The organism is Hymenobacter lapidiphilus (genome assembly GCF_013377885.1).
Lineage (GTDB): Bacteria > Bacteroidota > Bacteroidia > Cytophagales > Hymenobacteraceae > Hymenobacter > Hymenobacter lapidiphilus.
In genome coordinates this window covers 17343-30673 of sequence record NZ_JABKAU010000018.1, presented here as the reverse complement: position 1 = coordinate 30673, position 13331 = coordinate 17343, and the positions used below count along the sequence as shown (strand labels likewise).

Below are 13331 nucleotides of genomic sequence, written 5' to 3'. Positions count from 1 at the left end.
CGGGCAAAGGTAGTGATGCCCGCACCGAACCCGGCGGGCCGCAACCGCCACCCCGGTTTCCGGGTTATCTTTGCGCTTCGTTACTTACCCGCAACAACCCTATGGCCACTATCACCAAAGAAGCCGTCCTGAAAGCCCTCAGCTACGTCGAGGAGCCCGATTTAGGCCAGGACCTCGTTACGCTCAACATGATTGAGGACGTGGCCATCGATGGTCGCACCGTCTCGTTCACCGTTGTGCTCACCACGCCCGCCTGCCCGCTCAAGCAGCTCATCCACGACGCCTGCGAACGGGCCATCCATACCATGGTCGACAAGGACGCGGAGGTGGTTATCGTGATGACCTCCCGGGTGACGACTATGCGCCAGAACCGCGACATTCTGCCCGGCGTGAAGAATATTATTGCCGTGGCTTCGGGCAAGGGCGGCGTGGGCAAAAGCACCGTAACGGCCAACCTGGCCATTGCGCTGGCCCAGTCGGGTGCCCGTGTGGGCCTCATCGACGCCGATATTTCGGGCCCCAGCATGCCGCTTATGTTCGGGCAGGAAGCCGCCCGGCCGCACGTGTTTCAGGGCGAAGACGGCAAGAACCGCATCCAGCCCATCGAGGCCTACGGCGTGAAGCTGATGAGCATTGGCTTCCTGGCTCCCGCCGAGTCGGCCATTGTGTGGCGCGGCCCGATGGCCTCGTCGGCCCTCAAACAGTTCATCACGGAGGTCGATTGGGGCGAGCTGGACTACCTGCTGCTCGACATGCCCCCCGGAACGTCCGACATTCACCTGACCATGGTGCAGACCGTGCCCGTAACCGGTGCCGTTATCGTGACCACGCCCCAGAAGGTGGCGCTGGCCGATGCCGAAAAGGGCCTCCAGATGTTCCGGCTGCCGCAAATCAACGTGCCCATCCTCGGCGTAATCGAGAACATGGCCTGGTTTACGCCCGCCGAGCTGCCCGACAACAAGTACTTCCTGTTTGGCCAGGGTGGTGGCCAGAGCCTGGCCGACAAGCATGAGCTGCCGCTGCTGGGTCAGATTCCGCTGGTGCAGAGCATCCGCGAAAACGGCGACCAAGGCACGCCCGTTATGCTGCAGAAAGATTCGCCGGCCGCCGCCGTATTCGGACAGCTGGCCGAGGAAGTGGCCCGGCAGGTAAGCATCCGCAATGCCGTGGCGCCTAAAACGAACATTGTGGAGATGAACCGCTAGTCATCTTTGCAAACCAGATAAAGGTTGCGCCGCGGGGATAGTGCTGTTCGTTGAATAGCACTATCCCCGCGGCCTTTTCTTTGGCCTTCGAGGCAGAAAATCCAGTAGAAGGCCAATCTTTGCGCTTATGAAAATCCTGCTGCCTGCTCTGCTTGCTCTGTCCTGCACCGCTGCCCTCGCCCAAACGCCTGCCCCCACCGACCCCGCCGACCCTGCCGTTCCGCGCCTGATTGCCGAGCGCCAGCAGCTGGTAAGCCAATACGAGGCCGCCAACGGCCAGCGCAATGCCTTTCTGGCCAACAAACCCAGCAAAAAAGACCTGCAGGAAGTCGTGGACGCGCTTAAGGGCATCATCCGCAAAGATACCGAGCTGATTCAGGCGGTGCAGGCAGCCACCCTGCGCAGCACCGCCGCCGTAGTGGCCGAAAACCAGCAGGTGAAGCAGCAGGTAACCGTGGCCCAAACCGACCGCAGCAGCACCCAGCAGCGCTTCTACGACCTCGAAAACCAGGTGCAGAACCTACAGGAGCGCGAGCGGCAGCAGGCCAAAAAAATGCGCGACCTGCAGGCCACCGCCGATGCTGCCACCGGCGCCCGCACCAGCCGCGAAGTACTGGCCGCCACCCTGGCCCTGCTCGCCGCCGGGCTTTTGGCCTACGTACTCAAGCTGCGCGGCCAGCTAAGCGCCCGGCCGGCCCGGCGGACGTAGTTGTCGGTCGCTGGTAAACGGCTGCCGGAAGAAGAAACGTCATGCTGAGCGGAGCCGGAGGCGGAGTCGAAGCATCTCTACCGCCAAAGTAATCCTGATGCCAGGGTGTGTTTCGGCGGTAGAGATGCTTCGGCTGCGCTCAGCATGACGTTCTTTTTTGCCCTCAAACCTACTCCTGCACTAGCTTCTCAGCCCGAAACACATCGTCAGCCGCCTGCAGCAGCTTGGCGCGGAGCTGGGGGTTGTAGCTGGGGTGGGCCCTGAGGAACTCACGAACGGTGCGGGCGGCGGTGGGCGTCTGGTAGCTGCCGAGCGTGGATTGGAGCCAGGAATAGGGGAAGAAAATGTCGCCGGTCTGCTGGATTTCTTCGAGCAGGGCTAAGCTCTGGGGCAGGTATTTTTCGGAGGTGGCGGCCCGTAGCGGGTGGTGCAGGTAGGCCAGGGCGGCCGTCACCCAGGCTTCTTTTTCGCGGTTCTTTTCATCAGCCAACGAGGCAAAGAAGGCGTCGCGGGTGGCCGGGTCGGGCGAGAGGGCGGGCAGCAGGAACTCCATGCGCTTGCGGCGGTCGGGGTTAGGAATTCGGGTGAGCTGGCGGGCCAGAATGAGCGCGGGAGCCGGATAGTCGCGCACAGCCAGCGCCAGGGCCAGGCTCGTGTAGTCATCCTCGGTCAGCTTCACGCCCGCCGGGGCCTGTTGGGTGTCCCAGATGCGGTAGAGGCGCGTTTGGGCCGCCCGGCTCAGGGCTATGCTCTGGTAGGCCTTGAACAGCAGCTTTTTGGCATTGGGCGCGGAATTTTGCTCCATTGCCCGCCATAATTCGGCTTCCAGCGCGGGGGCCAGGGTGGCACGGCGGGCGGGCGGCAGCAGCTTCCAGTACACGTCGGTGAGCTGGCCCGTGAGCAGCTTGAGGTTCAGCTCCTCGGTTTCCAGCGGCAGCTGGCGGCGCACCACGGCCAGCAGTTCGGCGGGCGTGAGGGCGCGGCCGTTGAGCATGTTCTCGTAGAGGTTCACGTAGGCCGCCGCCCGCGCCACCGGGTTGGTGAGCGTGGCCAGACCGACCGGCAGCGGCTTATCAATGGGAAACACGCCGTAGCCCAGGCCCGTGGAATTGAAGAGGATAAACGCGGGGGCCGGCTCGCCCACGGCAGCGGGTACCGCCACTTCGCGGGCGTTCTGGTTCACAGTCAGCTCGCGGGTGCGGCCGTTAGGGTACACCAGCAGCACCTCGAATAGCTGGGGCCAGATGCGTTCGGAGCCGTCTTCGGCTTGCTGGGTTAGGGTGAGTCGGGTAATTTTTCCGGCGCTGGTTTTTAGGTCGTAGTCGAACACCGGGCGGCCGGGCTGGTTCACCCAAACCTGGTTCCAGGCCTGCAAATCAGCCGGCGTACGTTCGTCCAGTATGCGGATGAGGTCGGGCCAGGTGGCGTTGCCGTGGGCGTACTGCTTCAGGTAGGCGCGCAGCCCGTCGCGGAAGGGCTCCTCCCCCATCAGCCGCTCCAGCTGGCGCATCATAATGGGCGCTTTGTGGTAGATGATGCCCCCGTAGAGCGAGCCCGCGTCGCTCAGGTTTTCTAGATTCTGGCGGATGGGGTTGGCCCCGCTGGTGCGGTCGACGCCGTAAGCGGCCGGGTAGTGGTCGATGACGAACTTGAGGTCGTAGTTCGACTCCGGAAGCGCGACCTGGGTAATTTTATCAGCCATGAAATTGGCGAACACCTCCTTCATCCACACGTCGTTGAACCACTGCATGGTTACCAGGTCACCGAACCACATGTGGGCCGTTTCGTGGGAAATCAGGTTGGAACGGGCATTTTTTTGGTCCTGGGTCGCGCCCTCATCCAGAAACAGCGAGCTGGCTTTGTAGTCGATGGCCCCGACATGCTCCATGCCGCCGTACTGGAAATCGGGCAGGGCTACGAAATCGAACTTCTGAAACGGGTACGGGATACCGGTATAGCTCTCCATAAACCGGAGCGCGTCGGCATGAATCTGGAAGATGGGGTCCAGGCTCAGGGCCAGTTTGCTCTTGTCGGTTTCGCGGTGCAGCAGCTGCATGGGCCGCCCCGCCACAGTTCGTTCGAGGCGCGAGAACCGGCCCGCCGCAAACGAGAACAGGTAGGTGCTGATAGTATCGGAAGGCGCGAAATAGTAGGTCGTCGACGGAGGAAATAAGCCACCTAAATTATTTTCGCTTGACCTAAGCGGCGCGTTGGCCATAGCCTCCCAACCGCTGGGCACATCCAGCGTGAGCGTGAAGGCGGCCTTCAGGTTGGGCTGATCGAAGACCGGAAATACCGTGCGGGCGCGGTCGGGCACGAGCAGGGTGTAGAGGTAGTCGGCGTTGCGGTTGAGGCTCTGGTTGCCGGCTGTAAAGTCTATCTGCACCTCGTTGAGGCCGGTTTTGAGGGCGGCGGTGGGTAGCACCAAGTGCTCGTCGTGGTGGTCGATAGGCACCGGCTGGCCGTTTACGCGCAGCCGGCGTAGGTTGGCAGTCGGGGCCTTGAAGTCGAGTTGCAGCGGCTGGCCGACGTCGGCGAGGCGGAAGCGGACGGTTTCATGGGCCTCAATAGGCGCCGCCTTGTCGGCGGGCACGTTCAGGCTCAACTCGTAGCCCAGGCGCGACACCCGGCGGGCCCGGTCCTCGGCCAGCTCCCGGCTCACGCCCGGTACCACAGCCACTGCTGGGGCGGCGACGGCCGCAGCGGGCGTAGCCACCGGCACCAGCGGCACGCGGGCGCAGGCGGCCAGAAGCAGCGGCAGTGAAAGCAGTGGATAAGCGGCGCGCGGGCGGGTCAGGAAACTCATGCGGAGGAAAAAATCAGCAGGACGAAGTGGCTCAAGATACGGCCGTTTAGCCGCTGTGGCCCAGACTAAAGTTCATGCCACAGCCCTATCTTGCCCATCCATGCCCCAGTCTTCCCTCCTACCCGCCGCCCTGTCCCCCCGCATCTATCCACTCGGCGAGGCGGCCGTGGTGCTGGAGTTCGGCGCCGTTATCAGCGAGGCCACCAACGCCACCATTCAGGCCGTGGCCGATTACCTGCTGGCCCACCCTTTTGAAGGTTTGCAGGAATTGGTACCCGCCTTTACCACGCTCACCGTTTTCTACGACCCCTGGCAGGTGCGCTCGGCCGGGGCCGGGTCGCCATATGAAGTCGTAGCCGCCACCTTACGGGAACGGCTGGCCCAACTGCCTACTGCCGCGGCCGCCGCGGAAACCGGGCCGGTGATAGAAATTCCGGTCTGCTACGGGGGTGAGTTCGGGCCTGATTTAGAGGCGGTGGCCCAGCACTGCGGGCTGAGCCCGGCGGAGGTGGTGGCCCGCCACGCCGGGGCAGAGTACCGGGTGCATTTCATCGGTTTCGCGCCCGGTTTTCCCTACCTGGGCGGCCTACCCGCCGAGCTGGCCATGCCCCGACGGGCCAGCCCCCGGCCCCAAGTGCCGGCCGGGGCGGTGGGTATTGCCGGCGCTCAAACCGGCATATACTCCCTGCCCACGCCAGGCGGCTGGCAGTTGATTGGCCGCACTCCCGAACGGCTGTTCCGGCCCGAAGCGGCCGACCCCAGCCTGCTGCGGGCGGGGCAGCGGCTGCGATTCGTACCCATCACGGCGGAGCAGTTCCATCAGTGGCCCACCGCATGAGCCTGCACATCCTGCGTCCCGGCCTGCTCACCACTATTCAGGACGCCGGCCGGCCCGGCTACCGGCGGGCGGGCGTGAGCGTGGGCGGCCCTGTCGATGCCCGAAGCCTGCGCGTAGCCAACCTGCTGGTGGGCAACGCGGCCGGCGCGGCGGCCCTCGAAATCACCCTGCTCGGCCCCACCCTGCGCTTCGAGGCTGACCATCTGCTGGCCCTCTGCGGCGCCGACCTGGACGCCATGCTCAACGGCCGGCCCCTACCCCTGAACCGGGCCGTAGCCGTGCGGGCGGGCACCGAACTCACCTTTGGGCGGCCTCAGGCAGGCTGCCGGGCCTACCTGGCCGTGGCCGGCGGGTTGGCGGTGCCGACGGTGCTGGGTAGCCGCGCCACCTACCTGGCGGCCGGCATCGGCGGGTTGGCGGGCCGGGCTTTGCGGGCCGAGGACGTGCTGCCCGTGGCCGAACCCGCTCCTGCCGCCACTAGCCTGCGCCAGCACCTGCTGGCCCGCTCGCCCGAATTACCCCGCGTAGCAGCACCCTGGTTCGCCGACCCGGCCCTGACGCCCCAGCCCGAAGCTACGCCCGTGCTGCGGGCGGTACGCGGACCGGAGTACGGGCAGTTTACGGCGGCCAGTCAGCAGGCTTTCTGGACCGAGGAATTCCAGGTGACGCCGGCCTCCAACCGTATGGGCAGCCGGCTGGCGGGCCCGACCCTGCTTCGCTCCGCCGATGTACCCGAGCTGCTCTCATCGGCCGTTACGTTCGGCACGGTGCAGGTACCGCCCGGGGGCCAGCCCATCGTACTGCTGGCCGACCACCAAACCACCGGCGGCTACCCCCGCCTGGCCCTGGTAGCCGCCGCCGACTGGTCCCGCCTGGCCCAAGTGCCCCCGGGCGGTACGTTGCGGTTCCAGGAAATCAGCCTGAATGAAGCCCAGCAACTGTATATGGCCCAGGAAGACCGGCTGCGCCAGCTGGAACGAGCCGTGGCACTGCGGAGGTCGATGTAGGGGCGGGGCTTGTCCCCGCCCGCAGTTGAACGGAATCGGACGCTACCGTTCGACGAACCCAAGCGCCGCTGTTCAATCAAACCAGCCGCCCGTCATCAATGGCACCATGCGCCACTGTTCAATGATAACCGTTCAACGGCGGGCGGGGGCAAGCCCCGCCCCTACATCGGCCGCTTCCGCCTATCTTGCCGACCATGACTCATTCCTACTCTGTTGACCTCAACTGTGACCTGGGGGAAAGCTTCGGCGCGTACTTTCTGGGGCAGGATGAAGCCATTCTGCCCTTGATAACGTCGGCCAACATTGCCTGCGGCTACCACGCCGGCGACCCGGCCGTGATGAAGCACACCGTGCGCCGGGCCCTGCACCACGGCGTGGCCCTGGGGGCCCACCCCGGCCTACCCGACCTAGTGGGTTTCGGCCGCCGCGAAATGGCCATTTCGCCCGAGGAAGCCTACGACATGACCGTGTACCAGATTGGGGCGCTGTTGGCGTTTATGCGGGCCGAGGGCGGCACATTGCACCACGTAAAGCCCCACGGCGCGCTTTATAACATGGCCGCCGGGAACCCAGCCCTGGCCGAGGCCCTGGCCGAAGCCGTGTACCGGGTGGCCCCCGAAGCCTGCCTCTACGGGCTGGCCGGCAGCGCCCTACCCCAGGCGGCTGAAAAGCTCGGCCTGCGCACCGCCCACGAGGTATTTGCCGACCGCAGCTACCAGCCCGACGGCACGCTCACGCCCCGCCGCCAGCCCGGCGCCCTCCTCACCGACCCCGCCGAAGCCGAAGCCCAGGTGCTGCGCATGGTCCGCGAGGGCAGGGTGCGGGCCCAGTCGGGCGAGGACGTGGTGATTCAGGCCGATACGGTGTGTTTGCACGGCGACGGGCCCCACGCCCTGGCCTTCGCCCGCCGGCTCTGGGCCGCGCTGGCGGCGGCTGATGTGGCGGTGCAAACGCCCTTTGGGCGGTACGTATGAAGCCGGCCCGCAACTGGGACGTGCTGCTGGGGGCCGCCTTTCTGATGGCCACTTCGGCTGTGGGTCCGGGCTTCCTGACCCAGACCACCGTGTTTACCGAACGGCTCGGGACCAGCTTCGGGTTCGTTATTATGGCGTCTATTCTGCTCGATATCGGGGTGCAGCTGAACGTGTGGCGGGTAATTGCCGTGGCCGAGCTGCGGGCCCCCGACATTGCCAACCGCGTGCTGCCGGGCCTGGGCAGCGTCATTTCGGTGCTGATTGTGCTCGGCGGCCTGGCCTTCAACGTGGGCAACGTGGGCGGCGCCGGCCTGGGCTTATCGGCCCTCACGGGGTTGCCCGTAACGGTTTGCGCCGTGCTGGGGGCCGGGGTGGCGCTGGGGGTTTTCCTGGTGAGGGAAGCCGGCCGGCTCATGGACCGCTTCGCCCAGGTAATGGGCCTGGTGCTGGTGCTCACCATCATCTACGTGGCCTTTGCTACCCATCCGCCTTTGGCCGAAGCCGCCCGCCGCACCCTGGTTCCCACCCAACTCGACCTCACGTCCATCATCACGCTGGTGGGCGGCACGGTGGGCGGCTACATCACCTTCTCCGGCGGCCACCGCCTGCTCGATGCCGGTATCCGGGGCGAAGCAGCCCTGCCCGAAGTCACGCGCAGCGCCGTACTGGGCATTTCGGTGGCCTCGCTGGTGCGGGTGTTCCTGTTTCTGGCTACGCTGGGCGTGGTGAGCCAGGGCTTGGCCATTGATGCGGCTAACCCGCCCGCCTCGGTGTTCCGGCTGGCGGCCGGGGAGCTAGGCTACCGGCTGTTTGGGGTGGTGATGTTCGCGGCGGCCGTCACATCCATCATCGGCTCGGCCTACACCTCCATTTCCTTTCTCAAGGCCCTGCTGCCGCGGGTATCGGCCCACGAGAACCGCTGGATTATCGGCTTTATTGTGCTTTCCACGCTGCTGTTCCTCACCATTGGCCAGCCGGTGCAGGTGCTGCTCTGGGCCGGGGCACTCAACGGCTTCATTCTGCCCCTCACCCTGGGCACATTGCTGGTGGCGGCCTACCGTCCGGCCATCGTGGGCAGCTACCGCCACCCGCTGGTGCTGGCCATATTCGGGATGCTGGTGGTGCTGGTGATGACCTGGCTCAGCGGCTCGGTGCTGCTGAAGGCGCTGGCAGGCTGAGCAAACTTGCGCCCAAGCTGCGCCACTTTCTTTTTATCACACTCCGTTCACCGTTGTGCATCAAAAATTTCTGTGGGCTCCATATAGCCGCATACTCGCACTACTTGTAATGACTGGTCTATCCGGCTGTACAGCAGAAAATACCGAAACCATCGAAAAACGCAAACTACCGCCCGAGAAGAATACGCCACCTTCGGTTTACCCCATCAGTAGTGCGAGCATGGATACCTTTCTGCTTTTTAGCCCTCATGAAATCAAGATCTACATGAACTATGATTACGTGTCGCAATTAGCCAAAAGCAACCACGTTGAAAACAGCGTCATTTTTACGTGTGAACCCGATGACGCGTACTTCAATATTTTGAGTTCGCGCTTTGTGGATGATACGGCTTACGTTCGCTTCACCACGATCAACAAAGCACTCCCGACTGCTCCGGTTCTTAAGGCTAGGTTGCGTTATCGGCTCAAAATGGATTTCGATCCGGCCAGACCAGGTATTGACACGACGTTTGTATTACACGACATGTTTTACCTCAAGCGGTGAGTTCGCGCGCTTTCTTAGCCTACCTTCCACCCCATGCCCCACCCCACCCGACTCCTGTTCGCCGCCGCCCTGTTGCTGGCCGCCAGCTGCACCACCCCACCCGCCACCACGACCTACGACCTCGTCATCACCCACGCCAACGTGGTGGACGTGGAAACCGGCACCATCCGGTCCGACCAGACGGTGGCAGTAGCTGAGGGCGTCATCCGCCAACTCGGTGCCACTACGGCTAGCACGCCGCGGGCCACGCGCACGCTCGATGCGCAGGGGCGCTACCTGATGCCCGGGCTCTGGGACATGCACGTGCATTTTCGGGGCGGCGACTCGCTGATAACGGCCAACCGCAACCTGCTGCCCCTGTACCTGGCCCACGGCATTACCACCGTGCGCGACGCGGGCGGCGACCTGACTCCGGCCGTGCAACAGTGGCAGCGGCAGATTACGGCCGGCCAGCTAGCGGGGCCCACCATTTTCACTTCGGGCCCGAAAATAGACGGACCGGGCGCGTTCTGGGCCGGCTCGCTGGAAGTGGAAACGCCCGTCCAGATTAGTCGCGCCCTCGATTCGTTGCAGCGGCTGAAGGTCGATTACGTGAAGATTTACGAGAGCACGATTTCGCGGGAAGCGTTTCTGGGCACCATTGCGCAGGCCGAAAAGCGGGGGATGCTGACTACCGGCCACATGCCCTACACCGCCACGCTGGCCGAGGCTTCTGCGGCGGGTCTCGACGCCTCCGAGCACCTCTACTACGTATTCAAGGCCTGCTCCAATCGGGAAGACAGCATTACGGCCGCCATCCGCCAGAGCCAGGGCACCGCCCGGCCCATCGGGCTGTTTGCGGCCCTGCCGGCCGTGTACCGCACCTACGACCCGGCCACCGCCGCCCGCACGTTCCGGATGCTGGCCGAGCGGCGCACGGCCGTGGTGCCCACGCTCTACATTCAGCAGCTGCTAGCCGATTTGCCCACCACCGACCACTCCCGCGACTCGCTGCTGGCCTACATCGACCCCAGAATTGAGGCCACTTACACCCGCCGACTGGCCGGGGCCCGGCAGCAGTCGGCCGCCACCCGGGCCTTCAACCAGCAGCTAGGGGCGCGGTTCCGCAGCCTGATTCCGGGCATGCAAAAGGCCGGCGTACTGCTGCTGGCCGGCTCCGACAGCGGGGCTTCGAACTCCTACGTGTATCCCGGTGCAGCTTTACTTGGGGAGCTCGACCAGCTGGTGCGCGCCGGCCTCACGCCCGCCGAGGCACTACGCACGGCCACTATCAACGGAGCCATCTTCTTTCACCAGGAAGCCACCGCCGGCTCCATCGCCCCCGGCAAAGCCGCCGATTTGCTGCTGCTCGACCAAAACCCGCTGACCAGCCTATCGGCCCTGCGCGGCCCGCACACCGTGGTGGCCCGGGGCCGGGTGTACCCGGCCGCCGAGCTGCGGCAGATGATACAAGCCGTGCGGCGGCGGTAGCGTGGGCAGCCCGCCTGAAACCTCTCCGCACCGGTTGGGTTTGGGTTGAATAATCACAAAGCTGACACAGAACGGCCGTTCTGCCTCCCTTTAATCATCCCAGCACCCCACTATCGTATGCGCTTCCTCTACCTGCTGTTACTTTGGTTGCTGCCACTCATCAGCTGGTCCCAGACGGGCGTGCTTAGTGGAACGGTGCGCGACCGGGCCACCCAACAGCCGGTGCCGGGCGCCACCATCACGCTGGAAGGCAGCACGCTGGGCACGGCCGCCGATGAGCAGGGCCGTTTTCGGCTGGCTGATATTCCGACGGGCAGCTACAACGTGCGGGCCTCGTTTATTGGGTATGAGCCGCTGTTGCGCGCCAACATCGTTATTACCAGCGGCAACGCCAACATTGTGGGCTTGGAGCTGGTAGGGGCTCAGCAGCAGCTGGGCGAGGTAACCGTGACGGCCAGCCGGGCCATTCGGGTGGCTACGGCCGAAACGCCGCTGAGCGTGCAGCGCCTGAGCGCCCAGGAAATCAAGAGCAATCCGGGCGGCAACTTCGACATCTCGAAGGTGGTGCAGGTGCTGCCCGGCGTGGGCGGCGGCGGCACGGGCGGCACCGCCGGCTTCCGCAACGACATCATCATCCGGGGCGGCGCACCCAACGAAAACGTGTACTACCTCGACGGCATTGAGGTGCCGGTCATCAACCACTTCCAGACCCAGGGCAGCGCCGGTGGGCCGGCGGGCATGCTCAACGTGAGCTTTATTGAGGACGTGACGCTGAGCACCTCGGCCTTCGAGGCGCGCTACGACAACGTGCTGAGCAGCGTGCTGCAATTCCGGCAGCGCGAGGGCAACCCCGACCGGGTGCAGGGCAACATCCGCTTGAGCGGCACCGAGGTAGCCGGCACGCTCGAAGGTCCGCTGGCCCCTAACACCACGTTTCTGGCTTCCGTGCGCCGTTCCTATTTACAGGTGCTTTTCAAGCTGATTGACCTGCCTATCCGGCCCGATTACTGGGATTCCCAGTTCAAAATCACTTCGAAGCTGGGGCCCAAAACTACCCTCACGGCTCTGGGTCTGGGCGCTTTGGACCACTTCGAGGTGGCCGTGCCGCGCACCACTACCCCCGAGAAGGCCTACATCATCCGCAACACGCCCACCATTGACCAGTGGAACTACACCGTGGGCCTGAGTTTGCGCCAGCTGCTGCCCCAGGGCTACCTCAATCTGGCCCTCAGCCGCACCCAGCTCAGCAACCAGGTCGACTTTTTTGAGGGCGGGTCTGTTAACCAGGGCGATGAAAGCAAGCGGGTGCTGCTCACGCGCTCGGGCGAAACGGAGAACAAGCTGCGCCTCGACGTGAACCGGAGCGTCGGCCGCTGGCGCTACGCTTACGGGGCCGTGGGCCAGCTGGTACACTACGACAACCGCTTTTTCAACCGCCTGCGCCAAGCCGTACTGGCCCCCGATGGCACCGAGCAACAGCCGGCCGTTACCGTCAATTTCAACGCCAGCCTCGACTTCGCCCGCTTCGGCGCGTTTGCCCAGCTCACCCGTTCCTTCCTCGAGGCCGACCGCCTCACGCTCTCGGCCGGCGTGCGCACCGACGGCAACAGCTTCACCGATGGCGGGGCCAATTTGCTGCGCACGATTTCGCCCCGAATTTCGGCCACGTACGCCCTCACGCCGCGCTGGAACGCCAGCGCCAGCGTGGGCCGCTACTACAAAATTCCGCCCTCCACCCTGCTCGGCTTCCGCGACAATGCGGGCCGGCTCGTGAACAAGGGCAACCGCTACATCGGCAGCACGCACTACGTGGCGGGTCTGGAATTCCTGCCCAGCGCCAGCCGCCGCATCACGCTCGAAGGCTTTTGGAAGCAGTACGACCACTACCCGGTGAACGTGCGCGACGGTATTTCGCTGGCCAACCTGGGCGGCGACTTTATTGCCCTGGGCAACGAGGCCGTGACCAGCACCGGCCGGGGCCGGGCCTTTGGGGGCGAGCTGTTTTTTCAGCAGCAGCTCACCCGCAACCTCTACGCAGTGGCTTCCTACACCCTGTTCAACAGCGAGTTCACCGGCGCCGATGGCCGCTATAAACCTTCGGCTTGGGATACCCGCCACCTGGCCTCGGCGCTGTTGGGCCGCAAATTCGGGCGGGGCTGGGAGCTGGGCCTGAAGTACCGCCTGGCCGGCGGCGCGCCCTACACGCCCTTCGACAACGCCGCCTCCCGGGCCAACTACCTCACCGTGGGCAACGGCGTGCTCGACTACAACCGCCTGAACACCCAGCGCCTGGGTACCTTCCAGCAGTTCGACTTCCGCCTCGACAAGAAAATCAACCTGCGCCGCTTCACCTTCGATTTCTACGTCGACATCCAGAATGCGCTGGCTCTGAAGTCGCCCGCCACGCCCAGCTATGCTTTCCAGCGCACCCCCGATAACACCGAATTCGTGTCCACCGACGGCCAGCCCCTGCGTCCCGACGGTAGCAACGGCATCCCCGTATTGCTCGACAACAACGCCGCCACCGTGCTGCCCACCATCGGCTTTATCGTGGAGTTTTAGAGCATATATGGAAATTTATCAAGACAGTGTTTACGTCA

At 64.6% G+C, this 13331-nt stretch carries 10 protein-coding genes; 9 read left to right on the top strand and 1 reads right to left on the bottom strand.

Annotation, left to right across the window (positions count from 1 at the left end):
- Positions 1-101: 101 nt before the first annotated feature.
- On the top strand, positions 102-1205 hold the full coding sequence (locus HW554_RS11155) for an Mrp/NBP35 family ATP-binding protein (protein WP_176908668.1): 1104 nt from the start codon (positions 102-104) through the stop codon (positions 1203-1205).
- Positions 1206-1332: 127 nt separating this feature from the next.
- The gene (locus HW554_RS11150; protein ID WP_176908667.1) at positions 1333-1914 is read left to right on the top strand and encodes a hypothetical protein; all 582 of its coding nucleotides are present in this window, start codon (positions 1333-1335) and stop codon (positions 1912-1914) included.
- 169 nt (positions 1915-2083) lie between these two features.
- Here HW554_RS11150 and HW554_RS11145 read toward each other — a convergent pair whose 3' ends face one another.
- Positions 2084-4720 (bottom strand): M1 family metallopeptidase, encoded by a 2637-nt coding sequence (locus HW554_RS11145; RefSeq protein WP_176908666.1) that lies wholly within the window; start codon positions 4718-4720, stop codon positions 2084-2086.
- A gap of 100 nt (positions 4721-4820) precedes the next feature.
- On the opposite strand from HW554_RS11145, the gene pxpB reads away from it, so the two are divergent.
- The 7 genes from pxpB to HW554_RS11110 all read left to right on the top strand — a co-directional run bounded on the left by pxpB (position 4821) and on the right by HW554_RS11110 (position 13293).
- Complete coding sequence (pxpB, locus tag HW554_RS11140) at positions 4821-5558, top strand: 5-oxoprolinase subunit PxpB (RefSeq protein ID WP_176908665.1); 738 nt, start codon at positions 4821-4823, stop codon at positions 5556-5558.
- Positions 5555-6565, top strand: a complete 1011-nt coding sequence (locus HW554_RS11135; protein WP_176908664.1) for a 5-oxoprolinase subunit C family protein — start codon at positions 5555-5557, stop codon at positions 6563-6565. The genes pxpB and HW554_RS11135 overlap by 4 nt, the downstream gene beginning before the upstream one ends.
- A gap of 194 nt (positions 6566-6759) precedes the next feature.
- Positions 6760-7539 carry a LamB/YcsF family protein gene (locus tag HW554_RS11130; RefSeq protein WP_176908663.1) on the top strand — a complete coding sequence of 260 codons (780 nt, stop codon included), beginning with the start codon at positions 6760-6762 and terminating at the stop codon, positions 7537-7539.
- Positions 7536-8717, top strand: a complete 1182-nt coding sequence (locus HW554_RS11125) for an NRAMP family divalent metal transporter (RefSeq protein ID WP_176908662.1) — start codon at positions 7536-7538, stop codon at positions 8715-8717. Before HW554_RS11130 ends, HW554_RS11125 begins: the two co-directional genes overlap by 4 nt.
- 109 nt (positions 8718-8826) lie before the next feature.
- Positions 8827-9261, top strand: a complete 435-nt coding sequence (locus HW554_RS11120) for a hypothetical protein (protein WP_176908661.1) — start codon at positions 8827-8829, stop codon at positions 9259-9261.
- A gap of 33 nt (positions 9262-9294) precedes the next feature.
- Positions 9295-10731, top strand: a complete 1437-nt coding sequence (locus tag HW554_RS11115) for an amidohydrolase family protein (protein WP_176908660.1) — start codon at positions 9295-9297, stop codon at positions 10729-10731.
- A gap of 117 nt (positions 10732-10848) precedes the next feature.
- Positions 10849-13293: a TonB-dependent receptor gene (locus HW554_RS11110; RefSeq protein WP_176908659.1), complete on the top strand. Its 2445-nt coding sequence runs from the start codon at positions 10849-10851 to the stop codon at positions 13291-13293.
- Positions 13294-13331: the final 38 nt, after the last annotated feature.